Origin of the sequence: Candidatus Enterococcus ikei (assembly GCF_017316105.1) — a bacterium.
GTDB lineage: Bacteria > Bacillota > Bacilli > Lactobacillales > Enterococcaceae > Enterococcus_L > Enterococcus_L ikei.
The window spans coordinates 1-25,497 of record NZ_JAFLWD010000028.1; the positions used below are offsets into that span (position 1 = coordinate 1).

Sequence of the window (25,497 nt, forward strand, 5' to 3'; positions counted from 1 at the left end):
TTGCCTCACTTTTTTATTTATCTGTTATTGTATTTGTTTGAGCAACGGTTTTAAACCAATGCCCTGATTTTTTGATCGTTTTGATTTGTGTATGGATATTTGTAGAGATAAAGCCATAGCGGTTCTTATAAGCATTCGCCCATGACCAACAATCGATTGGTGTCCATAAATGATAGCCAAAGCAATTAGAACCCTCTTCGATTCCTTGATGAACCCATTCTAAATGTTCTCGAATGAAATCAATCCGATAGTCATCTTCAACTACTCCGTCTTCGTTCATAAAACGTTCCTCGCTAGAAATCCCCATTCCATTTTCAGAGACAAACCACGGAATATTATTGTAATTATCGCGAATGTTGATGGCAATATCATACAATGCTTTCGGATATATTTCCCAACCGCGGTCAATATTCATGCGACGGCCTGGCATATTGTACTCGTCAAAATAACGATTTGGCAACCAAGCACCCACACTATTAGGTGCGATATCTGGTGCTTTGACACGGTTTGGGTGATAGAAATTAACGCCTAGAACATCAATCGTATTTTCTTTGATCACCGCTAATTCTTCTGGTGTACTTTCCCAAAGGACACCATCTTTGATAAATAAATCAACTAACTCTTGTGGAAATTCACCATGAACAGCCGTATCTAAAAACATCCGATTATTAAATAGCTCAGCAATATTGGCTGCAGCTAAATCTTCTGGACTGTCAGAAGCTGGATATGTCGGTGTTAAGTTTAAAATGATTCCGATTCTACCTCCATCGTTTTGGAGTCCTAATTTTCTAAAGGCTTGAATCGCTTTAGCCGATGCCAGATTTAAATTGTAGGCTACCTGCACTGCTTTTTTACCATCTACGATTTTCGGATAATGGAATTGGTGTAAGTATTCACCTTCAACAACTACGATTGGTTCATTATGTGTAAACCAGTCTTTCACCCGATCACCAAATAATTCAAAACATTTTTCAGCGAATTTCACATACAGATCCACCACATGTTTGGATTCCCAACCACCGTATTTATGATACAGCTCAACAGGTAAATCAAAGTGATGTAAATTCATCACAGGACGAATTCCAGCTTCTATAAACGCGTCAATCACTTCGTTATAAAAACGAACCGCATCTTCGTTAGCTGTTCCAAGTTCCAAATCATCGATTAAGCGACTCCATTGAATCGAGGTACGAACACTATTTAGACCAATTTCTTTCATCAACGTAATATCTTCTTTAAAACTATTGTAAAAATTAGAGGTCACATCCGGGCCAACTTGATCATAAAAATCGGTTGGTTCGATTTCATACCAATAATCAAACATGTTGGCGTGCTTTTTATTAAAACGACCTTCACTTTGTGGACCTGATGTAGCGGCTCCCCACCAGAAATCTTCTTTAAATGCTCTTTGCATGACTGTCCCTACTTTCGTCGAATTGTTTTTCAATCATCGTATTCACTATTATTATAAAGTTAAAACCAACAAATGTCTATACTTTTAATTTTTAAAGTATACAAAAAAAGATAAGACAAAATTCATCTTATCTTTTAGAAAATTAATTAAACAATCAACTGCTTATGCTCATTATAATAACTTTTATACGCTAGATAAGTCGCAATAACAGAACCAATACTTGTTGCAGATAATAGCATAAATGTCACCATGATTTGATACTTTATTGCATGAACAGGATCCACACCAGCAAAAATCAAACCAGACATCATCCCAGGTAAACTAACGATACCAACGGTTTTAGCAGAATCGATTGTTGGTGCCATTCCTGTACGAATACTTGCTCTTACAATTGATCTTGAAGCAAGTTTGATATCTGCCCCTAAAGCAAGTTTTTCAAGAACCGCTTGTCTTTGATCATGAAACAAGCTATCCATATTTCGATAACATAAACCAATTGCAATCATGGAGTTACTTGCAATCATCCCGCTGATCGGTATAATTTGAGAAGGAATAAAACGAATCGCTCCCGAAAGCACCAACACTCCAATCGTCACTCCTGTACTACAAGAAATTGCCAATAAAGAAATCCCAAAACCATTTTTCAAATGATTGCTGCGTTTGCTTGCATTTAGCGCTGCATTAACAATAATGATTACAGCCATTACTACGGTTAAAAGCTTATTGTTTACTTGGAACACATACTTAAGCAGATAACCAACTAAAACCAGTTGAATAATTGCTCGACAAACACTGATAATGATATCTTTTGTAAAGCCTAATTTTTCTTTGTAGCTGATTAATAATGCCACTACAACCAACATTCCAGCAAATAATAGCGAAAGATCGTTCACCGCTAAGTTCATTTTTCCTCCTCCAATCTACCTGCTATGATTTTTTTAACGGTCGTTGATTGGGCAATTTCTTCTGCATCATGAGTAACACGAATCAACGTAATATTTTTTTCTTGGTTCAATTGTAACAGCCATTGATTAACAATTTGCTTACTTTCTTCATCTAATCCAGCCGTGACTTCGTCTAAAAGTAGGACTTCTGGTAAAAAGATCACATTACGAATCAACGCGACACGCTGTTTTTCTCCGCCGGATAGTTCGGTGATTTTTTTATCAAGATAGTTTTCAGGTAGTTTTACTTCTTTTAGCAGCTCTAGTACGTGACTTTCTTGAAAATCTTTTTTGCGCACTTCATACGGGAACATAAAATTATCGCGAACTGTTTCACCAAATAAGGATGGTTGTTGGAAGCAGTAGGATACTTGCATACGGTAATTTTCGGGGGTTAAGGTTTCAATATCTTTATCATTGAAAAATATCTTTCCTTTAGTTGGTGTCAGCAATGATGCTAGTAATTTTAGTAGGGTACTTTTTCCTCCACCAGATGGACCAGTGATTGTCAGGTGACTGCCTTGTTCGATTTCTAATTCGATATTATTGATAATTTGTTTATTTTCAATTTCATAAGAGATATGATCCGCCTTTAGAATTGTTGCCAAATCCTTTCACTCCTCGTCATTTCTTCACTTTTTATCATATCATAAAAAATCAAGTAACCTCTACAATTTATCATGAAAAAATACAAGGTTAGTTACTATATTAATATAACAAAAAAGCCAACCTCAATTATGAAGTTGACTTTTTTTAATTAATATCCAAACTTAATCTGCATACCATTTGGATCTTGGATCACTACTTGCTCATTTTCCTTCACATACTCAACAGAAGTTTCATCAAGATGCTTAACAAACAGCTCAAAGACATCCTTAGAAGGCAACTGGAACGTATACCACACTAACCCCAACTGATTCTCACCAATTAAAGCCACATGCTCACCATTCCAAGTATTCGTCCCAATATGATGGTGATACTCTCCTGTTGCGAAGAATTTCGCACGTCTGCCAAAGTTAGATTTCAAAGAAAAACCAAGCTTTTCATAGAACGTCTCCGTCTCATCTAAATCTGCAACTTGTAAATGAACATGCCCTATTCTGGAACCTGGTGCCATACCTAACCATTGACCATCAGCTTCTGCGACGACGCCATCTCCATCCAATTCTTCCGTTACACCAATGATTTCTCCATCTTCACGAATATCCCAATCAGTCATTGGTTTATCCCGATAGATTTCGATACCGTTGCCTTCAGGATCGCTTAGATAGATTGCTTCGCTGTAACCATGATCAGCTGCACCAATTTCAACATTGTTTTGCATCAGCCATAATAAGCTATTGCCTAAATCTTTACGCGTTGGTAAGAGAAAAGCGGTATGATATAAACCTGTCGTATTATTTTTCACTACAGGATCAACCAGTTCTTCAAGAACTACAATCGTTTCAGAAGAATTTTGCGCTGCTAAGAAAGCTGTATTGTCTTCTTTTTTCAATAAAACAAGTCCAATCATCTGTGTATAAAATTCTGTCATTACTTCCAGATTTTGTACGTTTAGTTTTACTTGTTTTACGATTGTTTCTTTAGGTAATGTGTATACCATGCTCTTCTCCTCCATTTGCGTTGATTAGTTAAATTCTAAGAAACGTGCGCTATCTTCCATGTATTCTTTTTCGCCAGCTTCAGCTTCGATTGAACCGAAAACAAGTTGTGCTCTTAGTTTCCATTGGCTTGGAATAGACCATTCTTTAGCTACAGCTTCATCGATTACTGGGTTGTAATGTTGTAAGTTTGCACCAATATTTTTTTGTGCTAATGCTGTCCAAACATTGGCTTGAGTTAAACCACTTGCTTGTTCTGACCATACTGGGAAGTTATCCGCATATAATTCAAATTGTTCTTGTAGATTTTTTACGATATCCATGTCTTCAAAGAAAAGTAATGTACCAGTTCCAGCTGCAAAACTTTGTAATTTCGCTTGTGTATTCGGGAAAGCTTCTGCAGGTGTTAAAGGTTTCAACGCTTCTTCTGTGATTGACCATAATTTTTTATGCGCATCGCCGAATAAGAAAACCACACGTTGTGTTTGTGAGTTAAAAGATGTTGGACTTTCTCTAACGATCTCTTTCACTAAAGCTGTGATTTCTTCTTGTGATTGTGGTAGATTATCTCCTAAAGCGTAGATTGAACGGCGTTTTTTTAATGCTTGAATAAATTCTGTCATGTGTATTGCTCCTTTTCGATTCGAATTAGTTTTTAGATTACTTTCACAGTATATCGCCTTACTAAAAGTAAGTAAAGAGATTTGACTTACTTTTTATAAGTTTTTTTCAAAATAAAAGAAAAAGCCTAAGACAAGGGGATTCTTGTCTCAAACTTTTCTCTGATTATCTAAAAATCAACAATGTTACCAATGTAATAATTGCTGGAATACCTTGTTTTATTAAAATCGATTTGGATGAAGTCAGTCCACCATATACGGCAGCAACAACCACACAAACGATGAAAAATGTTACCACACTCCAGCTATTAGCAGCGAAGAATGCACCCCATAAAATTCCAGTAGCTAAAAATCCGTTGTATAATCCTTGATTTTTAAATAGCGTCTGTACTCTGGGATCAGCCAAGAATTCTTTATCTAATCCAAAGCTCCGTTGTGCTGCAGGAGAAGTTGTCTGAAACATTTCTAAATATAAAATGTAATAATGTTCAACTGCAACGATCACAGCTAAAACTAACGGAATAATATGCATGGATTTTCTCCTCCTATTTCCAAGTTGTAATGTCAGCAGCCGGTAAACGATAAGAAGGATAGCCTTCTTCATTTGCTTTACCAATTGAAACGATCATTACTGGATAATAACGTTCTTTATCCATATCTAGCGCTTCAGCAATTTTTTCACGTTCAAAGCCGCCGATTGGATTTGTGTCATATCCGTACGCACGAGCAACTAACATTAAGTTCATCGCAGCTAAGGCTCCATCAATAATTGCCATTTCTTTTTTATCTTCTGTGGACATTTGCTCAAATAAAGGACTCAGTGCTTCTAATTGACGCTCTTTCACTTCTGGGGGCATTAGGTTTTGCTCAACAGCCGTACCGTAAATTTTTTCAGCATGTTCAAAACTATTTAAATCACCAAAAATCACGACCATCGCAGCTGATGTTTCATTTTGTAATTTATTAAAACGTACAAGTGGAGCAATGGCTTCTTTTCCTTCATCACTTGCAACAACAGTAAAACGCCAAGGTTGCATATTCACTGAAGATGGTGCTTTAACAGTGTCGTTGATGATTTGTTCCATCTCTTCACGACTAATTTTAACTGTTGGATCGTAATTGCGAATCGATCTTCTGCCTTTCATGATCGTATCGAAATTATTTTCTTTATATGTGTTTTCCATAATATCCCTCGTTTCTCTATTCGTTCGATTATTTTCGAACAACTAAAATATATCATTCCCTCAGCAATATGTAAAGAAGAAAGTTTATGTTATAATCTGTTTATGAAAAATAAAATGACCGATAACAATAACGATCCTGTTCTTCAAGCGTTGCAAGCAGTCAGTGATCCTATTCGTTTGAATATCCTTACTTGCTTATTACTTGATGGTGAAAAACGGATAACCTCAGAAAAATATAACATTGTAAAATCCACCCTATCTCACCATATTAAATTGCTTAAGGATGCTCAGCTGATTCAAGAAATCAAAATTGGGACAGCTAAAACGTACGTTTTAAATCAAGAGTACATCCAACGAGAATTGCCTGGATTAATAGAACTGATTCGCTTTAGAGCAGGAAAATCAAACAAATAGACCACCCTCAACAAATTCGCCTGTTGAGGATGGTCTTTTTTATTTAGTCAGCCATTTTGATGACGATTTTTCCAACTGCATGGTGAGTTTCACTTAATGCGTGAGCATCATAAACTCCTTGTCTAGAGAAAGGAAAAACTTCTCCGACTACTGAAATCACTTTTCCAGAAGCCATTAAATCGGCAATTTCTTGTAATTGTTTTCCGTTTGTTTGAAGCCAGATACTTTCGGCTTTGATGTTTTTTTCTTTCGCCAACTCTTCATCTGCAATACCAACGATTGAAATCAAACGTCCTGTATTTGGTTTTAGCACAGAAAAGCTTGATTTTTGGATATCTCCGCCCATCGTATCAAAAACTACGTCGATATCTGTTAGGACTTCTGCAAAATTAGTCGTATGATAATCGATCACTTCATCTGCCCCTAGTTTTTTGAGTAACTCATGATTTTTTTCGCTAGCTGTTGTAATAACATAAGCACCCGCTTGTTTCGCTAATTGAATCGCATAAGTTCCAACACCGCCAGCTCCGGCATGAATCAAGACTTTTTCGCCCTTTTGAAGTTTTCCGTGATCAAAAAGTGCTTGTAAAGCTGTTAATCCAGCTAGTGGAACAGCCGCTGCTTCTTCAAAGCTAATATTGTCAGGGATTTTTGCTAATAGATTATCGTCAACGATTGTTTCCTCTGCGTATGTTCCAAAACGAGTTGTTTCTGGACGAGCGAAAACTTTATCGCCAACTTTCCAGTCAGTTACTCCACTACCGACTTCTGTGATAACACCAGCAACGTCCCAACCTAGAATAATAGGAAACGGCCAATCAAACATTTGTTTTAAATAGCCTTCTCTTAATTTCCAATCGATTGGATTGATCGATGTTGCATGTTCTTTAACAAGTACTTGATTTTCTTTTAATTCAGGTAAGGTTACGTCTTGTTCAGTTAACTCTTCTTTGCCGCCATATTGATTGATGACTACTGCTTTCATAGTTATGATTCCTCCGTTTTCAAACTAAATGTGCTTTTAGTATACTCCTTATCGTTTATTTAGGTAAAAAATATGCTTACAAAAAATAAGGACAAAACGATTAACGTTTTGTCCTTATTTGTTAATTACTTTTTATTCATAACGTAATGACTCAATTGGATCTAGTTTCGCTGCTCTGCGTGCTGGTAATGTTCCTGCAAGGAATGCGATTCCCATGATTACCAGAATAATCACTGCAGAGGAAGAAGCCGAAAATTGAATCAAGGTAAAGCCTGTCAATGATTTCAAGAATGAATCAGCTGCTACTTGATTAATCAAAGCACCTGCTCCAACAGCACCTAAAATTCCTAAAAGGGAACCTAAAAATCCGATCAACGCTGCTTCCACACTGAAAATCGTGAATACTTTTCCACTGCTAAGTCCCATTGCTTTCATCAAACCGATTTCTCTTGTACGCTCTTGAACTGACATGTACAATGTGTTAATAATTCCGAAACTTGCTGCTAATAACGCAATGGCACCAAACATGGTTAAGACCCCTGTGATCGCATTGATCACGTTTCTGATCATGCCGATTTGGTCTTCAACTGTTTGCCCCATATAGCCTGCTTTATCTAAACGTTCTTTTACATCTGCGATCTCTGTTTTTGTTAAATCTTTGTTCATTTCACCCATGATCAATCCGTATTGTCCAGTCATGGCTTCAGGTAAACCTTCTTCGTTGATTTTTGAGATTTCATCAACAAGAGAATGGTTCAATAACGACATTCCACCTTGGATCAAGCTAGTATTACGTACACCAACAATAGTAGCTTCAACTATTTTTTCTTCTCCAGTAGCTGCAGAAGGTGCTGCAATTTTGACTGTTTTACCAATCGCTTGTTCACTAGATTTGAAACCTAAAGATTTTACATATTCGGGTGCTAAATTGATTTGGAATTCAGAAGTTTTTTGGTCAACTACTTTACCCGCTCCAAGATCGACATTCAACTCTTCCAATGTAGGCATTGCTGAAAAAATATATTTTTCATCGTTCTTTCCAGATATATAGCTGATTGAAGTTGATCTCACTGCTTCTGCATTTTTGATTCCTTTAATGGTTTTGATTTTCTCAAGATCTTTACTGTCTAAAGTTGTTTGTTGCTGCATTGAGCTTGTTTTCTTCGCTGCATCATATTTTTCTGGCTCACCATCTTCACCAAAGCTTCCGCTAACTTTTGGCTGGATTATAATTTGATTTTCCCCACCGACACTGCCGATTTGTTTATCAATATAATCATTGACCCCAATATTTACACCTGTTGTAAGTGCAATTGTAAATGCTCCAATAAAAATGGCCACAATTGTTAGAATCGTCCGCCCTTTATTGCGCATCAAATTTGAACTGGCTGATTTTAAAATATCACTAAATTTCATCTACTCGTTCCCTCCCACAATTAATCCGTCACGTACATGGATTTGGCGATCACAGCGTGCCGCAAGTTCTGGATCATGAGTAACGATGATCAGTGTGATCCCTTTTTCTTTATTTAAATCAAATAATAATTGCTCGATCTTATCACCTGTTGTTGAATCCAAATTACCAGTCGGCTCGTCTGCAAAAATGATTTTAGGGTTATTTACTAAAGCACGAGCAATACAAACTCGCTGCTTTTGACCACCGGATAAATTATTGGCTTTATTGTTGATTTTGTCTTCCAATTCAACAGCTTTCAGTGCTTCAAGCGCCATTTCTTTCCGTTTACCATTTGAAATACCGCCGATTTTTAGCGGTAGCATCACATTATTTAAAACCGTATCTTTCGAATTCATAAAAAATTGCTGAAACACAAAACCGAATTGTTTATTTCTTGTCTTATCTAATTCTTTTTTGCCGATGCTTGTTACATCTTGGTCATTTAAAAAAATTTCTCCTGAAGTTGGTTTATCTAATAACGCTAAAATGTGCATAAATGTCGATTTACCTGATCCGCTTTTCCCGATGATCGCAACGGACTCACCTTCTTCGATTTTTAGATTTACACCTTTTAATGCGTCAAATTTTGATTCATTTTTACCGTAACTTTTCTTTATATTTCTTGCTTCAATTACAGACATGCTATCCCCTCCATTGATTCTCTTCGTTTACTTTTGGTTATATAATTTGTTGTTTAAAACATTCTTCACCCTTTTCATTTTGCTCCCTTCTACACTTATACATTTTGAAGGATATCACACCAAATGTCATGGTACCTAAGACCTATCTCTTCACCATACTTAAGTCAATAATCCGCTTACAACGAAAAAAACAGGAGTAGTTGGTCTATCGAACCAGTTAATCCTGTTTTTTAATTATTTTAATAAGGTGAGAAATGAATGGTACTCTTTGAAACACGTATTAGATTTTCATCCGCATGATCCATCGCTTCTTCTACTGAAATCCCTTCGTTGTAAAAAAGATGCTCCTCTCCTGAGAAACTTCCAACAAAAGCGATGACAGGAATATTGTATTTTTTGGCGATCTGACCAATGTCGACAGGAACTTTTCCTTGTATACTTTGGTTGTCCATTTTGCCTTCGCCAGTGACCACTAAATCTACTTGTTTAATCAGGTTTTCTAAATCTGTTTGTTCTGAAATAAATTAAAAATCCGAACGAGGGGAGCCATTTAAAAAGGTTCTGATAGCAAAACCAAGACTTCCAGCAGCACCATCTCCTGGTAATGAATTTCATCTTTGATTATAAGCGTTTGATAGTGTTTCATAGCTGATTCGTAGTCGTCTAATTCTGATTTTGCTAAGCCTTTTTGCTGCCCAAACATTTTTACAGCTCCTGTTTCTCATGTTAATGGGCTTTTGTCATCTCCTACAATTTGAATATCAATCGTTTGTATTCTGGATCTAATCGTTCTGTTGAGAAGCTGGAAATATCCACTAGACTTCTGCCATTTGCTGGTAATTTTTGCTGATGCTCATCAAAAAATTCGATACCTAAAGCATACAAAAAGCCCACACCACCATCGACCGTTCCAGTTCCACCCAGACCAATAACAATCGTTTTCAGGAAATACTATCTTCTTATTGATTTAAAGACTAAATAAAAGAACCATAATATTATTACAAAACCAACTGCAAATATTATTAATCTCAATCCTTCTTCTGTGGTTATTCTACCTACTCTTTCTAATACAGTTAAAACCAACACACCAAGCATCATAAATGTTCCTACAAAAGCTATTACATCTTCATCTGGTAGCATTGTATGACCTCCCTATTCATCGTTTATGCTACTATTAAATAAAAAAAATTAGAGGAGTTATGAGTGATTTTTGGCTATGCCCGTGTAAGTACAAATGATTAAAATATGGATTTGCAAATTGATGCTCAAAAAAAAGTAAACGTAGATAAAATCTTCGAAGAAAAGATCACTGGTGCGAAGAAAGAACGCCCTGAATTATCAGAGCTTTTAAAAGTAATCCGACCTGGAGATACTATAAATATTACATTTTTATAAAACGATAGACAAAACGAACGTTAGTTCGGTATAATTATATTACAGGAGGGCGATATTATGAAAACTAATTATGTAGGTGTAGTTGAAAAGATTAGAATGTTAAGTATGTATCCAAAAATGCTGGTTCGATTCTCATTAGTGATACAGGACGAAACTATAAACTGTATCGTCTCCAAACACGAACTAGCAAATACGCTACTAATGTTACCTGAACAATCTGAATTAGCTGTCTACGGTCACTTGAATAAACGAAATCAACTTGTAATTGATAAAATGCTTGTAAGAAAATCTTTGATTACTGCATAAAAAACAAGCCTCACTCTCCCCTAGAGAGCGAGGCTTTCATTATAGACCCTACGGTCACTACAAGCCAGAGCCGCTTTTTTATTTTATTATTTTTCATAGTAAATTATGAGTATTGTGCCCTGATTGATTTAATAATAAAATTTAGTTAATAGACTGACAGAAAGAAGCTTCTTAAAAACCGATTTCTCCCTTGATTCCTCATTATACAATGATTATCTCTAAACAGCTTGAGGAACTATATCCATTGGAATAGAATCAACTAAAACATTTTTTCCGTCTGTTATGTCAACAATATCCATTTTCAATTCTGTTCCAATTCTTGCTTTATATCCAGCCTTTGCTTTAGTCTTTCCGATCTGGTATAACTTTAATGCAGTATTATCATCAATCGCTATATACTGTGATCTAAAACCCCATAAATGTGCAGAATCTCCTAATGAATTTACTAATTTTTCTTGTTGAGAGATAGCTTCTCCAATTGGCATTGTCTCAGATATGTCACGCCAGTCATGCATCTTAAACGGAACTTGAGCAGTAACCTTATAGCCGTATCCGGACGTTCCAGAGACAGTACCAACATTTAATACCCATACCAGTTGATACGTACATCCAGCAGGAACTAACACAGTTTGTGATGGAATAATCCATGTTTTTGATGAAGTAGTAGTAACTTCATCAGTCTTTCCAAAATTATAATTTACATTCATCGACATAGAACCAGAAGCGAATGGAAATGTCATTGTTGCATTTGTAGTTTTTGAATTGCCTACTGCTTCAGTAGTTTGTGTCCTAACAGTATCAGTATCAGTAAACGAGTACTCTGCTGATGAAAGATTTTGGTCTCGATTCGTACGATTTCTAAGGGTAGCTTTGTGAGCTGAAAAACCTTCTATTTCTCCAAAAACCATGTCATTCATATTTGCTGCTACAGATTTAGAAGATTCCTTGGTTAGTGAAGAAGGGTGTGTGTATTTTAAAGCGTGATCGTCAGTAAGACGTAGATTTTCCGATATTTCGCCATTAATTGCTTTGTTATGGGAGAAAGCAACAGCTAACGTCCTAAGATCTTCTTTCATCTGAGCCAAGCGCTGTCCATCATTTACTTCTGTTTGAACATCACTTGCATGTACTAATGTGGAAGGTGTGATGACTGTTAAACTTATGCTACTCAACAAAATCAGTGCATTTAATTTCAAAAATTTTTTCAAAATAATTCACTCCTCAAATTTTTTATTGTTGTTCAAAAATCAAGAAAGCGCCTTCTTGCATTTGCAATTATAAACGTTAAAGTAAATTGAATGTCAAGTAATAAGGGTAATAGCTCAAAAATTGGAGAATAGCATGGTAATATTCTCAGGGACTTATTTGAAAAGAACATCGAACTATTAATCTTCAATAAGTTCAGCAAAGCACGAGATAGTTTACGTTAGAAATGAAACATTAAAAATAGGCTGCAGACTGAATAAGTAATGTTCTATTCTATATGATTTAATGAATATATAGCATTATGTACTGCCCTGAAAATCTATTGAGGGCATTTTTTCCTTAATATCCAGTATACAAGTATTAGTTTGGTTTCCGCCGTTTGGATCGACTGGAATATAAATACGTGTTCTCGTTACGTCAGAGTCACCTAGTTTATAAAGTATAATCAAATTATGTATCACCCCTCATTTATGAAGTGCACCCCAAAATTTAGACTAAAAATCTAATATTGGGTGCATTTTTTATGAGAAAATATACGATGGAATTTAAGAAAACAGTTGTAATGGATTATTTAAATAACGAAGGGGGGTATAGGTATCTCGGTCATAAATATGAAATAGATCTCACAGACGAAATAAGCGATTCTCTTAATAATTTTCGTTTAGTTTTTTAAATGAATCCCTACTAAAAAATCTTTACTTATTTTACAAATAACGTTGATAAATTCCATTAAAAAAGAACGCCTAGAAAATCTAAACGATCTTTTTAAATGGTTATACTTTTATATTCAGAATCTTAGAACTACAAAAGAATTCCATCCACTTGTATCAATCGAATTCCAAAGATCATCTCTTCTATCCTGTGTATGTTGTGTAACATAAATATTTGAACCTGATTTTTTACTTACATATGCAATGTGTGTAAATTGATAAGTATTATTTTTAAAATAACCAATAAAATCTCCTTCTCGAGCATAAGATTGCGCTTGCGCTTTAGAAGTGAATTGGCGTGTAGTCATTCCATCTGCAGTCCAAAAAGTCATAAATCCATGGGCTAAAGTCCACGCACGTGTAGCATTAACACCAGCGTTATGATTCCAGTTCAAACCACTTCCATTTGCATTAGGACGAAGTGGTTTTCCACCGTAATAAGCAATCTGTGAGGCAAAGTTGGTACAATCACTTGAATAACTCGGAAATAACATATTTCGTCTATGTGACCAATTCCTAGCATAGCTAGTGGCTTTAGCAACATTAAATCCAGCTCTTGAATTTAGATAATTAGGTTTTGAATTTTCAGTCGATAGAATCAAATTCATATTTTCTTGTTTTATTTCATCGAAAGATTTACTTAATAATGTCTGTTTTTCTTGAGTAACAAAATCTAAATCTTGCTCAGTAGGATCTACGGGTAATATTGAAGCTATTCTATTCAGATATATCGAAGCAAACTCACTATATTTTAAATTTTCCTCTTCAACTGAGCTCAAAGTTAAATCGCCGAATTCTATAGTTTGTAAAAACTCAAAATATTCTTGTTCTAATTGTGTTTCAAATTTTTTATTGAATTGATTTTCAAATAAAACTAATAGCTCCGCTTGTACTTGCCCCAAATTTTGATTTAGATCAATCTCGCTATTTTCATTTTTGATATCTTCTTTTACAACTTCTGATATTTTCATACCTTCTGATTCAGCAGCGTTCGCCTGAAATCCAGTCAAAATAGCAGTACTTAATACTGCACATGTAGTTACCACAATTCTTAACGTTGTCTTTTTCATAATTTTAAATCTCCCAATTATTTTTTATGCTTCTCCATGGTATTCTGCAAAATAAAAAATATAGTTTTTACTTACATGATACGTTTTCAATTCTGAATTAGTTGCCATTTCAACTGGCGCTGGAGTAATCGTATACAATTCGTTACCAATTTTCTCGATTTTTGAATTGTTTGCTATACTAAAATATCCTGCTGAAAAAACTGCTGTTCTCACAGATACTTCTGGGCTCCTGTGAGTGTACCAAAAGAAACAAAAAAATACTGTCCCACCCACCAAAATCCATTTGAATTTATTTGACAAACTTTTCCTCCTCCTCTAACAAAGCTCCAGAATACAAAGAAAGCACTTACAATAAAAATAATATCATGTAATATAATTCAATAGTAACTAAAAAATCTCTTTCATATTAGTTAAGCTTCCAAATAATCAAATATACAAAATTCCCTATTTGTTTGAATTGATATTAATTTTTTTTCAAGCGACTAAATTCATCATCTTTTATCCTTCAAAAACGACCGTTTTCAAGAAAATCAAAATTATCTAATACTAGCTCAAATGAATGATCATTGTTTTCTATTATACTAATTTGCTTCTCAGTGTCGCTTACTAATTGCCAAGTTCCAACGAATGTAGACTGTTCTTTATCCTTAGACCCTTTGCAGCCTACTAAGATAGAAGATAAAACAACAACTACAAAAAATATGGTAAAAATTTCAAATTAGTTCTCCTTTTTCATTTTCCATACATTTAGAATGATAATGCATACGCTAATCATAACAGGAAATACCATATTTTTAATACAGGAAATGAAAAATTTAGACAATGTCTAAATCTGACACAACACGTTGTGTCAGATTTTCTTAAATGAAAGATTACCAAAAATCATCGTTTGTGCACCACAGTCGATTGCTGCTAAAATTAGCTGACCTGTTCCGTATGAGGAAGTATTTTTAGGATGTGTCGCTGCTGTCCCCTTTAAAAATTGGATGCCAGAAGCTGCAGCTGATTCGATTACCGCTAATTTTTCAGTTTCAAACTAGCCGAAATGAGCAATTATCTTTTGACCATCTAACGCCTGAACGTTCGCAGTAATTTTTCCCCATTATTATTTTTTACAACAGCATCAACTATCCCTTCTCCGCATCTGCTATAGCGACTTGTTCCACTTGATGTCCTTCTTTTGTAAAAACATCGGCAATGATTTGATTAGCTGCAATACTGCTTAAAGAGCCCTTCATAGAGTCAATCGCTGTCAACATCTTCATCTTGCCCTTCTTTCCAAGCATAGTATATTCATTTATTTTTCCAACATTCGATAGCCTATACCGATTTCAGTCAGAATATATTCTGGTTCAACGGGATTGTCTTCGATTTTTTTACGAATATTAGACATATTTACTCTGAGCGTTTGACTTTCATTACTGTATGGTCCCCAAACTTTTTGAGAAATATAGGTATGTGTAAGTACTTTGCCAATGTTTTCCCCTAAAACCTGAATGATCTTATATTCATTTGGTGTTAGGTGGATTACTTGGCCTTTTTTGCTAACAGTATGGTGTTCTATATCAATGCATAAATCGCCATTGTTGATTTTCTTCACTTCACTTTGCAAATCGCTTCCGCTTGTGGCATGTCTTAATGCGGTTCTGATTCTAGCAAGCAATTCAGGTGTGCCGAAAGGTTTCGTAATGTAGTCATCTGCCCCTAAGTCCAGGGCTTCAACTTTGTTATTTTCATGATCACGCGCTGAAATAATAATGATCGGCACAGAAGAACTTTCCCGAATTTTTTTCAAAACTTCGATACCATCTTGATCTGGTAAACCTAAATCAAGCAAAATCAGATCCACTGGCCACATACGAAAAGTAGATAATCCTTCTAACGCCGAATGCGCTAAATGGATCGTATGCTTTTCTTTTTCTAAAACAGCGCCCATAAATTCTGCAATCACATCATCATCTTCAATAATCAAAATCGTAGCCATTATTTTTGCTCCTTTCGCTCTAGTGGTAAAGTAAAGGTAAAAATAGCTCCACCTTGTGGTCTGTTTCCTGCATTAAGCGTTCCGTCATGAGCCATGATGATTGTTTTAACGATGGATAAACCAATGCCCATCCCGCTTTTAGAATCAACAGGTGTATTTTGTTTCGTCATCCCGCTAAATAACAGTTTAAGTTGCTCCTTGGTCAAGCCTTTGCCTTGGTCAGCTACTTCAAAACTGATTTCTTTTTCAGTTAAAGAAACAGTTACAAAAATCGAAGAGTCACTATTTGAATGTCGAATCGCATTTTCCATTAAATTAAATAAAACTTGCTCGATCAAGATAGAGTCCATCGGCACCAACACAAATTCATCTGGTAAGGTTACTTTTATTTCACTTGTTGGATAGCTTTTTCTGATACGCTGAATAGCTGTAGAAACAACTTCTTCTGCTGCTTCTTTGCTTTTAGCAACTTTCATCGTTTCTTCATTGATTCGAGTGATCGACAATAAGTTTTCTACCATACGGATCAACCAGTCTGCATCATCTTTAATTCCTATAAGTAATTTCCGTTTGGTTTCTTCTGGTAATCGAACAGTATCATTGTCATTTAAAATCGTTTCAACAGAACCAGAGATTCCTGTCAAAGGCGTACGTAAATCATGTGAAATCGCCCGCAGTAAATTACCTCGCATCCGTTCTTTTTCACTTTCCAATAAAATTTGCTGCCGTTCTGAAGAGAGTTTGTTTTGTTCAATTGCTAAAGCAAGTTGAGTAGAAATCAGGCCTAAAAAACTGATGATTTCATCTGTGATCGGATTTTCTTTGCTTTTTTCAATACCAATAACAGCTAGCGTGATACCATTTGATAACACGGGTAAATACAAGGCTTTTGCCCCCATCAAAGTATCTGTTCCATAACCAGCTTCTTTCTGATTCACAAAGACCCAATTAGCAACTGCCAACTCTTCTAAGCTTCTTAACGGTCCTTTAATCGGTGCTCCTGCTGGATTTTTCAACTCCTGTTCACCATACAAGACTACTTCTCTATCTAACATATTCGATAAATATTCTGCAGTTGTCGCTAAGATTTCTTTTTGATCATGGGTGACCAGATACTTTTTATTGAGCTCGTACAAAATCTCTAATTGATGTTCACGTTTCATTGCATAAAAAGCTTGTTTTTTGATCTGCATCATTAAATTACTGACCAATAAAGCAACCAAAAGCATGAAAATCAACGTGACTGGATATCCTTGTTTATAGACAGTTAAGGAAAAGAGAGGTTCCACAAAAAACCAATTAAACATCAAAACACTAACAATCGAGGCTAATGCTGCCCATAAATAGCCTGTTGTCAAACGGGCAACTAAAAGAACAAACAGAATATAAATCAAAATCAAATTTTGATCTCCTATAAGATAATACGAGCCTAATTCTGAAAGTAACGTCGCTACAGCCAGTAAACTTAAGGTCATATAAAAATCTTTCCAAGTAAAAATACTTCTTAGGTTCTTTTTCTTAGCAGCATAGTTGTTCAATAAATATTTGCTCGATTGATACGGAACTAAATGAATATCCACATCGGGAATAAAAGAAACAAGCTCATCTTCCAAGTCTGGACGATACAAACGAAGAAAACGGGAACGGTTGATGATTTTACCCATCACAAGATCCGTAACACCCCGCATTTTTGCATACTGAACAATCGTATCTCGCTGATTGTCACTTTCTAAGGTGACGACTTCCCCGCCAAGTTTCGTTGCTAATTTTGAATTATCTGATTCCGAATGTTCAGACATATCTTCTAAAATTTCTAATGCGATCCATTCCGTCCCTAACGCTTGAGCTAATCGAGCAGTCCAACGCAAACATTTCTTTGTCATATCTGGGTTATTTTCATCAATAATCGTTAATAATCTAGAATGGATTCCTGTATTCTTTTGCGCTTCTTGCTGATTGGTTGTATTGATATGATCTGATGCTTTTCGAATCGCCAGACCTCTTAGCAGTGTTAAATTATCTGACTTAAAAAAATTCGCCATGGCTTTTTTAGCATTTTCAGAATGGTAAATTTTCCCTTGTTTCAGCCGATCTAATAATTCTTCTGTTTCAATATCCACTACTTTTAATGAGCTGATCTCAAAAAATGTATCTGGCACTGTTTCAGAAATATGCACACCAGTGACTTGCTCTACTATATCATTCAAGCTTTCAATATGTTGAACATTCACAGTTGTATAGACATCGATACCAGCTTTTAGTAATTCTTCAATGTCTTGGTACCTTTTTCTATTTCTAGCACCGATTGCATTTGTATGCGCCAATTCATCCACCAAAACAATATCTGGTTTTTCCTGTAAGGCTGCATCTACATCAAACTCATTGATCATGATTCCTTTATATTCGTATGTTTTCGTTGGAATAACAGGCAAACCTGCTACCAAAGCTTCCGTTTCTGGACGAGCATGTGGTTCTACATAACCAATCAAAACTGTTTTTCCTTCGTCTTGTTGCTCGTGGGCTTCTTTTAACATGGCGTAGGTTTTTCCAACGCCTGCCGCATAACCGAAGAAAACCTTCAGTCGACCAGACCTCAGGCTTTGTTCGTTTTTCTTCCATTTTTCTAATAGCTGTTCTGGATCTAAACGTTCATCTTCCACTTGTTATTCCATCCTTTATTTGCATGATGAGACAGAAGTGATTCTAATCCCACCGTTTATTCAGACTTATCCAGCGATTGATTGACCCCTAAAACATTCACGCGTTGTGAATCAACAGGTCCGATTTTAAGTCCAGTGATATTTTGTTTGATTATATCACGGACCTCAGTATTTTTCATATTTCTTGCGGCAGCGATCCTTTCAACTTGAGTCATTGCAGCTTCGATTGAAATTTCAGGATCTACTCCGCTGGCAGAAGCTGTGACTAAATCAATGGGAACGTATTTTGTATCCGCTTTTTGTATGCGTTCGTTCACACGAGTTTCCTGCTCTTTAGAAACTGGTGATAATTGGCTGACTTGATCGGAACGTCCGTGTAAATATTTTTCTTTTGTAAACTTTTGTCCAATCAATTTTGAGCCAGTAACAACTGTTTTTTCAGAATCTTGTGTTTTGACTAAACTACCATTTGCTTGATTTGGAAACAGAACTTGTCCGACAGCCGTTACTGTTACAGTGTAGACCACGCCACACAATAACGTAAATATTAGAATACTTTTTAGTGAAGCAATCATTATTTTTTTCATCGTTTTTCTCCTATTTTAAAAACTGAACAGACCTCTTCAAAGCTAGCCTGTTCAGCTAGATAATTTTAAAACCTGACGGGTTCTTTGGAGCTAGCTTAATACAAAATAAATGTCAAAACGATATCAATCAATTTAATAGCGATAAACGGTGCAACTACTCCGCCAACTCCGTATACCAGTAAGTTGTGACTTAAAATTTTACTTGCGGGTTTTTCTTTGTAAGAAACACCTTTTAATGCTAATGGAATCAACGCAACAATAATAAACGCATTGTAGATGACCGCTGACAAAATCGCTGTAGTTGGATTGGTTAATTTCATAATATTCAAAGCATCCAACGCTGGATAAATACTGAAAAACAACACTGGGATGATCGCAAAATATTTAGCAATATCATTGGCAATACTAAACGTCGTCAATGCGCCACGCGTCATCAGCAATTGTTTACCAATTTTGACAATACTGATCAATTTCGTTGGACTGGAATCTAAATCAATCATATTTCCAGCCTCTTTGGCTGCTTGTGTTCCAGTATTCATTGCAACAGCAACATCAGCTTGGGCTAACGCCGGCGCATCATTAGTACCGTCGCCAGTCATGGCAACCAAGTGTCCTTTTTCTTGATACTCACGGATTAGGCTCATTTTATTTTCAGGCGTTGCTTCTGCTAGAAAATCATCAACACCTGCTTCTGCTGCAATGGCAGCAGCGGTCATTGGGTTGTCTCCTGTGATCATGATGGTTTTGATACCCATTTTACGCATATCTTCAAATTTTTCTTTGACACCATTCTTTACGATATCTTTTAAGTAAATCACGCCGAATACTTGATTGTTTTTTACAACAACTAGAGGTGTACCGCCTTCATTAGCTACTCGTTGAACGATCGTATCACATTCTTCAGGATAGATATTACCCTTTTCTTCCACATATTTTTTCATCGTATCAGCTGCACCCTTGCGGATTTCATCCCCTTGGTAATTGATACCGCTCATCCGTGTTTTAGCAGTAAACTCAATAAATTCTACTTCTACATGATTTAGCTCACGACCACGAATATCAAATTTTTCTTTGGCTAAAATAACTATACTACGTCCTTCGGCTGTTTCATCCGCTAAAGAAGATAATTGTGCTGCATCCGCCAAATCATACTCACTTACACCTGCTACAGGGATAAATTCACTCGCTCGACGATTTCCTAAAGTAATCGTTCCTGTTTTGTCTAATAATAAAATATCCACATCGCCAGCCGCTTCGATGGCACGTCCGCTCATAGCAATCACGTTTTCTTTATTCAAACGACTCATACCAGCAATCCCAATAGATGAAACTAAAGCGCCGATCGTAGTTGGTGCTAAACAAACTAATAAAGCAATGATTGTTGTTAAGGCTAATGCTGAACCATTGCCGACTAATTCACTTGAGAACTTTGTAAATGGTAATAGTGTCGCTGAAACAACTAAGAAAATGATTGTCAGCATGATCAAAATAATTTGTAAACCAATTTCATTCGGTGTTTTTTTCCGTTCCGTACCTTCTACCATAGAAATCATTTTATCTAAGAAAGACTCGCCATTTTCAGCAGTCACTTTGATGACTAAGTAGTCAGAAACAACTGTTGTTCCACCCGTTACAGCGCTACGGTCACCACCAGATTCTCGAATCACCGGTGCAGATTCTCCTGTGATGGCACTTTCGTCCACCGAAGCTGCACCATCGATTACATCACCATCCATAGGAATTTGTTCATTAACTGCTACATAAACAAGATCGCCTTTTTTTAATTCTGATGATTTGATTTGAGTGAATTTTTTTGCTGCCGCATCTTCTATTGAAGCTACTTTATGAGCTGTGACATCTTTTTTGGCTTGTTTTAAACTTTCTGCTTGGGCTTTTCCGCGACCTTCTGCAATCGCTTCGGCAAAGTTAGCGAATAAAATCGTCAGCCATAAAATAATGGCGATTGCTAAGATAAAGAACGGTTCTGCATCTGTATATCCAGCAAATGTTAGAAAATAAAGAATCGTTGTTAAAATCGCTCCCAAATAAACAACTAACATAACTGGATTTTTTATTTGAATGTTTGGCGCAAGTTTTTTAAAAGATGATCGAACAGCATCTAGATAAACATTGCGTTTGCTTTGTGTATTTTTCAATGGTTTCCCCTTCTTTACCTTAATTTGTCATAAAATGTTCTGCGATTGGTCCTAATGCCATTGATGGCAAGAAGCTCAATGCACCGATCACTAAAATCACAATAATCAACATCGTAACGAATGTTGCATTTGTCGTTGAAAGTGTTCCTGATCCTGTTGCTACGATTTTCTTTTTCCCTAAATTTGAAGCTAAATAGATTACAGCTAGCATCGGGATAAAACGAGAAAGGATCATGATGATGCCACCCAAGATATTCAAGAATGTCGTGTCTGATGTTAAACCAGCGAAGGCACTACCGTTATTATTGGCTAGAGACGAAAAAGCATAGAGTATCTCAGAAAAGCCATGCGGTCCTTGATTGGTCAACCAAGACATTGCTTGAGGATTTAAAATAAACAACATCGTTCCGATCAATGTCAGCAACAACGGAGTCAAGATAACTAGACAAGCCATTTTCATATCGAAAGGTTCGATTTTTTTGCCTAAATATTCGGGTGTTCTTCCCACTAATAAACCAGCGATAAAAATAGCAAGCAAGATGAAAACGATCATCCCATATAGTCCACTACCAGCTCCGCCAAAGATGATTTCACCCAACTGCATTAAGAACATTGGAATCAAACCGCCAAGTGGTGTAAAACTATCCAGCATTGCATTGATGGAACCATTGGAAGCAGCTGTTGTGCTAACTGCCCAAAGAGCGGACCAACCAATACCAAAACGAGTTTCTTTTCCTTCCATGTTCATTTGACCGATCACATGACTAAACTGTGGTCCATAATATTCGCTTAAAGTCACGCCAATCAAAGCAGCAATCAAAAATCCTAATGAAACGATCATGATCGTTCTACCTTGTTTCCAATCTTTAACAAACAAACCAAATGCTACGATCAAAGCTGCAGGAATCAATAAAATTGAAATGTTTTCAACAAAGTTACTAATCAAATTAGGATTCTCAAAAGGATACGTTGAGTTTCCACCGAAGTAACCACCTCCATTGGTACCTAATTGTTTGATCGCTACTTGGCTAGCAACTGTTCCTAAAGGTAAAAAGATTTTTTGCCCAAGCTCCAAACTAGTCGTTTCAACTGAACCAGCAAATGTTTGAACAACTCCTTGAGATATCAAAATCAAGGAAATTACAAAAGAAATTGGTAATAAAACATACAAAATAATTTTTGTTAAATCTTGCCAGAAATTCCCGATATGTTTTGTTGTCCGATTGGTAAACCCTCGAAGTAAAACAAATAATACGGCAATCCCCACACCAGCTGAAACAAAATTTTGCACCGTCAATCCAAATGCTTGAGTAAAGATCGATAAAGTCTCTTCTCCCGCATAAGCTTGCCAGTTCGTATTAGTAATAAAACTTGCTGCAGTATTAAAAGCAAGTGAAAAACTCGTACCTGGCAGCTGCTCAGGGTTTAATGGTAAAAATCCTTGTCCCAAAAGCATCGCCATCAAAAGAATAAACGAAAAGAAACTGAAAAATAAAACGCTCAGTCCATATTGTTTAGCAGTCATCTCTTTTTGAGCGGGTGTGCCTAAAAAGCGATAGATCCACGTTTCGATTGGACGAATGATTTTTGTTAGAATCGTTTTTTGATTGGTCATCACTTTATGAATATAAAAACCTAACGGAACGGCTAAACCGATTAAAACAATAAAAAAGATAGCTTGTTGAATAATAATTGCGCTCACTGTTGATCCCCCCAAAGTAGTTGGTAAAATAAGTAAATAAGCAGAAATCCTGCGATAATTCCAGAAATAATCGTCATGAAAATTCCTCTCTTTCATTTGATGAGATTAGGATATCAAATTTTATATAAAGATAGTGTTAAAGTTTAGGTTGGATCTTTATACAATCTTTATACATAGAAATATTGTTGCATATAAATAAAAACATTTTATCAGATAAAAAATTCCTTAAATATTTTATTTATTAAAAATAGTTGTATATTTTTTTCAATTCATCTGTTAAAATATGGAAGGGATTATTAACGGAAAGAGACGCATATACACAAAAAGTTACTTACTCAGGTATTTGTTCAGCCGAAAAATTAGAATGCATAATTCATTCAGAAGTCTTTTTGTAGCACATCAATAAAAAACTGGTCATTTTTATCCTCAAGGAAGATTTAAGCAAAACCATTTTATTTTTAAAGAAAAAGGAGTCGTGAAATTTGAATATTTTTGCTATTATTGCTATTTTAATTTTTAGTTTAGTGGTATCTTTTTATTTTTTATGGAGAATTACAACAGGACAGCAAGATCAATTAAAAGATATGTTAAAAGTTGGAATTCCTTTGCTTATTCCATTATTCGCTTTACTTATTCCATTCGTACTTCCGCAAAAAGCAACTCAGATTATTGTTCCAGAACTTGAGACAAAATTAGAAGAGAATAAAAAATTAAAACAAGACATTCAGTCTTTAAACGCCATCATCTCGGAAAAGGAAAAAGACCAAAAGAAAGCCAATGAAAAGATTAAAGATCTAAATCAGAAAAATTATGCTGAACTATCTCAAGCTTCATTAGTGATTGATGGATTAGAAAAAACCGGTGTTAAAGGTTCTGTAGCATTGATTAATAATGCCACTTATTATGGGGAAAATATTTTAAAAGTGGCATTGGATAAAGAAGTAGGGTATGACGAAGATGAGAAAAAGATTTACATAGGCAGTACTGGACAACAAGTAACTAAAACAGCTTTGTCAGATTCCTACAATATTTTATATAGTGGCGAACGTTTTACCTCTTTAAATAATTATGAGGAGGAAGCGAAAGTTGCAGGGAATTTAATAGAAAATGGATTTATTTTAGATAGTTCTAAATATCACGATAAAGGCTCATTTGTCTTGATAAATACAAAAAACAAGTATAGCTCTATTGAATTTGATGCAGGTAAATTAGATTCTGAATCGAATAACATTGAAGATGGAAAGTTAAAAATAGAAGTCGATGGTATCAAAAAAGAGCAAGAGACTATTTCAGCTGAAATTGCGAATAAACATTATAATTTTGATATTAGTGGAGCAACAACTTTAAAAATAAGTGTCTTGGATAGTAGCTCTCAATTTGATTTTTACAACGTGGTTTTTAATAAATAAGAAACAAACACTTTACCATCAGCTGATGTAAATCTGATGGTAAAGTGTTTGTTGTTTTTCTACTATATAACTTTTTTCACACGATAGACGATATTCGTAAATAGTTATTTTCAACAGCTTTTCCCACAGTAAATTTTGGCAATAATTTCGAGCGCTCACTCATATTCTTTCACAGCATGCTCTTATCGATCGAACTAATTCTGAAATAAAAAGAAATGGCCTACTAGAACAAGGTTACCCTACAAATAATGAATTTATAGCCAATAGTGCGTATTATATTTTGTAACCTACCTTAGGTGTCCCATTTATGTTCGTAGCATTAATCTGTCCACTTCTTGTTGGAATCCTAATCTCGTTACTTGAGTATCGGCTGAATAAAAAATACAAAAACAACAGTAGCTATAGCCAGACTACCCAAAAAAGCCCCTAGAGAATCAGACTCTCCAGGGGCTTACTCTTTATCTTCTTTCTCAGAAAAAACATCATACCATGAAATGATTCTTGCTATCAAGAACGGAAAAGTATTTTTTATAATAACTTCTCAATATCTCCAGCAATTTTTTCCGGTTCAACAGTTGGTGCAAAGCGTTTTACAACATTGCCGTCACGATCCACTAAAAACTTAGTAAAGTTCCACTTGATTGCGCCGCCTAAAAGACCACCTTTTTCACCTTTTAAAAAATCATACAAAGGATCAGCATTTTCGCCATTCACATTGATTTTTCCAAACGTTTGAAACGTCGTTTGGTACGTCAACTGACAAAAGTCACTGATTTCTTGATTGGTTCCAGGTGCTTGATGCCCAAATTGGTTACAAGGGAAATCTAAGATTTCTAACCCTTGCTCACGGTATTTTTTATATAACTCTTCTAAGCCTTCATATTGAGGTGTAAAACCGCAACCTGTCGCTGTATTTACAATCAGAAGTACTTTTCCTCGATAATCTTCCAAAGAAACGGTCTCATCATTTGTCGTTTTCACTTGATAATCATAAATACTCATGTTACTTCTTCCTCTCCAATTATCTGTCTTAGTTAAATACTAGCTAGTAGA

The 25,497-nt window shown here is 35.7% G+C and carries 29 protein-coding genes; 4 read left to right on the plus strand and 25 right to left on the minus strand.

The features are described 5' to 3' along the window. Positions 1-13: 13 nt before the first annotated feature. From JZO69_RS11455 to JZO69_RS11485, 7 genes are all read right to left on the minus strand, one after another. Complete coding sequence (locus JZO69_RS11455) at positions 14-1,414, minus strand: glycoside hydrolase family 1 protein (RefSeq protein WP_207113008.1); 1,401 nt, start codon at positions 1,412-1,414, stop codon at positions 14-16. A 146-nt stretch (positions 1,415-1,560) separates the two neighbouring features. Then, positions 1,561-2,319: an ABC transporter permease gene (locus JZO69_RS11460; protein WP_207113009.1), complete on the minus strand. Its 759-nt coding sequence runs from the start codon at positions 2,317-2,319 to the stop codon at positions 1,561-1,563. Beyond that, a complete protein-coding gene (locus tag JZO69_RS11465; RefSeq protein ID WP_207113010.1) occupies positions 2,316-2,966 on the minus strand; it encodes an ABC transporter ATP-binding protein in 651 nt (216 codons plus the stop codon). The genes JZO69_RS11460 and JZO69_RS11465 overlap by 4 nt, the downstream gene beginning before the upstream one ends. A 149-nt stretch (positions 2,967-3,115) precedes the next feature. Continuing rightward, positions 3,116-3,961, minus strand: coding sequence for a VOC family protein (locus JZO69_RS11470; protein ID WP_207113011.1), 846 nt, complete (start codon positions 3,959-3,961; stop codon positions 3,116-3,118). A gap of 24 nt (positions 3,962-3,985) precedes the next feature. Then, entirely contained in the window at positions 3,986-4,582 is a 597-nt protein-coding gene (locus JZO69_RS11475; protein WP_010770781.1) for a nitroreductase family protein, read from the minus strand. Positions 4,583-4,745: 163 nt separating this feature from the next. After that, entirely contained in the window at positions 4,746-5,111 is a 366-nt protein-coding gene (locus tag JZO69_RS11480) for a DUF1304 domain-containing protein (RefSeq protein ID WP_207113012.1), read from the minus strand. A gap of 13 nt (positions 5,112-5,124) precedes the next feature. Further along, positions 5,125-5,763 (minus strand): nitroreductase family protein, encoded by a 639-nt coding sequence (locus JZO69_RS11485; RefSeq protein ID WP_207113013.1) that lies wholly within the window; start codon positions 5,761-5,763, stop codon positions 5,125-5,127. A 114-nt stretch (positions 5,764-5,877) separates the two neighbouring features. Between JZO69_RS11485 and JZO69_RS11490 the strand changes: the two genes are divergently transcribed. Beyond that, positions 5,878-6,177, plus strand: a complete 300-nt coding sequence (locus JZO69_RS11490) for an ArsR/SmtB family transcription factor (protein ID WP_242586753.1) — start codon at positions 5,878-5,880, stop codon at positions 6,175-6,177. A gap of 43 nt (positions 6,178-6,220) precedes the next feature. On the opposite strand, the gene JZO69_RS11495 is transcribed toward JZO69_RS11490, so the two are convergent. From JZO69_RS11495 to JZO69_RS11515, 7 genes are all read right to left on the minus strand, one after another. Continuing rightward, positions 6,221-7,162 (minus strand): NADP-dependent oxidoreductase, encoded by a 942-nt coding sequence (locus tag JZO69_RS11495; RefSeq protein WP_207113015.1) that lies wholly within the window; start codon positions 7,160-7,162, stop codon positions 6,221-6,223. A 132-nt stretch (positions 7,163-7,294) separates the two neighbouring features. Continuing rightward, positions 7,295-8,578: an ABC transporter permease gene (locus tag JZO69_RS11500; RefSeq protein ID WP_207113016.1), complete on the minus strand. Its 1,284-nt coding sequence runs from the start codon at positions 8,576-8,578 to the stop codon at positions 7,295-7,297. After that, positions 8,579-9,259, minus strand: a complete 681-nt coding sequence (locus JZO69_RS11505; RefSeq protein WP_207113017.1) for an ABC transporter ATP-binding protein — start codon at positions 9,257-9,259, stop codon at positions 8,579-8,581. It lies immediately after the preceding gene. 239 nt (positions 9,260-9,498) lie between these two features. Further along, a complete protein-coding gene (locus JZO69_RS16645) occupies positions 9,499-9,732 on the minus strand; it encodes a glycerate kinase (protein ID WP_347401591.1) in 234 nt (77 codons plus the stop codon). 77 nt (positions 9,733-9,809) lie between these two features. Then, on the minus strand, positions 9,810-9,962 hold the full coding sequence (locus JZO69_RS16650; protein ID WP_242586755.1) for a hypothetical protein: 153 nt from the start codon (positions 9,960-9,962) through the stop codon (positions 9,810-9,812). A gap of 44 nt (positions 9,963-10,006) precedes the next feature. Beyond that, on the minus strand, positions 10,007-10,144 hold the full coding sequence (locus tag JZO69_RS16655) for a glycerate kinase (RefSeq protein ID WP_242586757.1): 138 nt from the start codon (positions 10,142-10,144) through the stop codon (positions 10,007-10,009). 66 nt (positions 10,145-10,210) lie between these two features. Next, complete coding sequence (locus tag JZO69_RS11515; RefSeq protein ID WP_207113018.1) at positions 10,211-10,399, minus strand: hypothetical protein; 189 nt, start codon at positions 10,397-10,399, stop codon at positions 10,211-10,213. Positions 10,400-10,504: 105 nt separating this feature from the next. On the opposite strand from JZO69_RS11515, the gene JZO69_RS16885 reads away from it, so the two are divergent. Both JZO69_RS16885 and JZO69_RS11525 read left to right on the plus strand, forming a co-directional pair. Then, positions 10,505-10,654, plus strand: a complete 150-nt coding sequence (locus JZO69_RS16885; RefSeq protein WP_207113019.1) for a recombinase family protein — start codon at positions 10,505-10,507, stop codon at positions 10,652-10,654. A gap of 57 nt (positions 10,655-10,711) precedes the next feature. Continuing rightward, positions 10,712-10,960: a hypothetical protein gene (locus JZO69_RS11525; RefSeq protein WP_207113020.1), complete on the plus strand. Its 249-nt coding sequence runs from the start codon at positions 10,712-10,714 to the stop codon at positions 10,958-10,960. A gap of 218 nt (positions 10,961-11,178) precedes the next feature. Here the strand turns inward: JZO69_RS11525 and JZO69_RS11530 are convergent, their stop codons facing one another. From JZO69_RS11530 to kdpA, 10 genes are all read right to left on the minus strand, one after another. Continuing rightward, positions 11,179-12,168 carry an ETX/MTX2 family pore-forming toxin gene (locus tag JZO69_RS11530; protein WP_207113021.1) on the minus strand — a complete coding sequence of 330 codons (990 nt, stop codon included), beginning with the start codon at positions 12,166-12,168 and terminating at the stop codon, positions 11,179-11,181. A 785-nt stretch (positions 12,169-12,953) separates the two neighbouring features. Next, entirely contained in the window at positions 12,954-13,946 is a 993-nt protein-coding gene (locus JZO69_RS11540; RefSeq protein WP_207113022.1) for an amidase domain-containing protein, read from the minus strand. A gap of 24 nt (positions 13,947-13,970) precedes the next feature. Continuing rightward, entirely contained in the window at positions 13,971-14,159 is a 189-nt protein-coding gene (locus JZO69_RS11545; RefSeq protein WP_207113023.1) for a hypothetical protein, read from the minus strand. A 637-nt stretch (positions 14,160-14,796) separates the two neighbouring features. Continuing rightward, complete coding sequence (locus JZO69_RS16660) at positions 14,797-14,958, minus strand: glycerate kinase (RefSeq protein WP_347401592.1); 162 nt, start codon at positions 14,956-14,958, stop codon at positions 14,797-14,799. Positions 14,959-15,073: 115 nt separating this feature from the next. After that, a complete protein-coding gene (locus JZO69_RS16665; protein WP_242586759.1) occupies positions 15,074-15,211 on the minus strand; it encodes a hypothetical protein in 138 nt (45 codons plus the stop codon). 32 nt (positions 15,212-15,243) lie between these two features. Then, on the minus strand, positions 15,244-15,930 hold the full coding sequence (locus tag JZO69_RS11555; RefSeq protein ID WP_207113024.1) for a response regulator transcription factor: 687 nt from the start codon (positions 15,928-15,930) through the stop codon (positions 15,244-15,246). After that, complete coding sequence (locus JZO69_RS11560; protein WP_207113025.1) at positions 15,930-18,590, minus strand: ATP-binding protein; 2,661 nt, start codon at positions 18,588-18,590, stop codon at positions 15,930-15,932. Before JZO69_RS11560 ends, JZO69_RS11555 begins: the two co-directional genes overlap by 1 nt. Positions 18,591-18,646: 56 nt before the next feature. Beyond that, positions 18,647-19,177 carry a potassium-transporting ATPase subunit C gene (locus tag JZO69_RS11565; protein ID WP_207113026.1) on the minus strand — a complete coding sequence of 177 codons (531 nt, stop codon included), beginning with the start codon at positions 19,175-19,177 and terminating at the stop codon, positions 18,647-18,649. A 95-nt stretch (positions 19,178-19,272) separates the two neighbouring features. Then, a complete protein-coding gene (gene kdpB, locus JZO69_RS11570; protein WP_207113027.1) occupies positions 19,273-21,333 on the minus strand; it encodes a potassium-transporting ATPase subunit KdpB in 2,061 nt (686 codons plus the stop codon). 19 nt (positions 21,334-21,352) lie between these two features. Then, entirely contained in the window at positions 21,353-23,035 is a 1,683-nt protein-coding gene (kdpA, locus tag JZO69_RS11575; RefSeq protein WP_207113028.1) for a potassium-transporting ATPase subunit KdpA, read from the minus strand. A 482-nt stretch (positions 23,036-23,517) separates the two neighbouring features. Here kdpA and JZO69_RS11580 point away from each other — a divergent pair, with 482 nt between their 5' ends. Next, positions 23,518-24,444, plus strand: coding sequence for a hypothetical protein (locus tag JZO69_RS11580; RefSeq protein ID WP_207113029.1), 927 nt, complete (start codon positions 23,518-23,520; stop codon positions 24,442-24,444). A gap of 528 nt (positions 24,445-24,972) precedes the next feature. On the opposite strand, the gene JZO69_RS11585 is transcribed toward JZO69_RS11580, so the two are convergent. Then, positions 24,973-25,446, minus strand: coding sequence for a glutathione peroxidase (locus JZO69_RS11585; protein WP_207113030.1), 474 nt, complete (start codon positions 25,444-25,446; stop codon positions 24,973-24,975). Positions 25,447-25,497 lie beyond the last annotated feature (51 nt).

Coding starts and splice junctions, on each gene's coding strand:
- JZO69_RS11455 (WP_207113008.1), bottom strand. CDS start 1,414: ATGCAAAGAGCATTTAAAGAAGATTTCTGGTGGGGAGCCGCTACATCA.
- JZO69_RS11460 (WP_207113009.1), bottom strand. CDS start 2,319: ATGAACTTAGCGGTGAACGATCTTTCGCTATTATTTGCTGGAATGTTG.
- JZO69_RS11470 (WP_207113011.1), bottom strand. CDS start 3,961: ATGGTATACACATTACCTAAAGAAACAATCGTAAAACAAGTAAAACTA.
- JZO69_RS11475 (WP_010770781.1), bottom strand. CDS start 4,582: ATGACAGAATTTATTCAAGCATTAAAAAAACGCCGTTCAATCTACGCT.
- JZO69_RS11480 (WP_207113012.1), bottom strand. CDS start 5,111: ATGCATATTATTCCGTTAGTTTTAGCTGTGATCGTTGCAGTTGAACAT.
- JZO69_RS11485 (WP_207113013.1), bottom strand. CDS start 5,763: ATGGAAAACACATATAAAGAAAATAATTTCGATACGATCATGAAAGGC.
- JZO69_RS11490 (WP_242586753.1), top strand. CDS start 5,878: ATGACCGATAACAATAACGATCCTGTTCTTCAAGCGTTGCAAGCAGTC.
- JZO69_RS11495 (WP_207113015.1), bottom strand. CDS start 7,162: ATGAAAGCAGTAGTCATCAATCAATATGGCGGCAAAGAAGAGTTAACT.
- JZO69_RS11500 (WP_207113016.1), bottom strand. CDS start 8,578: ATGAAATTTAGTGATATTTTAAAATCAGCCAGTTCAAATTTGATGCGC.
- JZO69_RS11505 (WP_207113017.1), bottom strand. CDS start 9,259: ATGTCTGTAATTGAAGCAAGAAATATAAAGAAAAGTTACGGTAAAAAT.
- JZO69_RS16650 (WP_242586755.1), bottom strand. CDS start 9,962: ATGTTTGGGCAGCAAAAAGGCTTAGCAAAATCAGAATTAGACGACTAC.
- JZO69_RS11515 (WP_207113018.1), bottom strand. CDS start 10,399: ATGCTACCAGATGAAGATGTAATAGCTTTTGTAGGAACATTTATGATG.
- JZO69_RS16885 (WP_207113019.1), top strand. CDS start 10,505: ATGGATTTGCAAATTGATGCTCAAAAAAAAGTAAACGTAGATAAAATC.
- JZO69_RS11525 (WP_207113020.1), top strand. CDS start 10,712: ATGAAAACTAATTATGTAGGTGTAGTTGAAAAGATTAGAATGTTAAGT.
- JZO69_RS11540 (WP_207113022.1), bottom strand. CDS start 13,946: ATGAAAAAGACAACGTTAAGAATTGTGGTAACTACATGTGCAGTATTA.
- JZO69_RS16665 (WP_242586759.1), bottom strand. CDS start 15,211: ATGAAGATGTTGACAGCGATTGACTCTATGAAGGGCTCTTTAAGCAGT.
- JZO69_RS11555 (WP_207113024.1), bottom strand. CDS start 15,930: ATGGCTACGATTTTGATTATTGAAGATGATGATGTGATTGCAGAATTT.
- JZO69_RS11565 (WP_207113026.1), bottom strand. CDS start 19,177: ATGAAAAAAATAATGATTGCTTCACTAAAAAGTATTCTAATATTTACG.
- JZO69_RS11585 (WP_207113030.1), bottom strand. CDS start 25,446: ATGAGTATTTATGATTATCAAGTGAAAACGACAAATGATGAGACCGTT.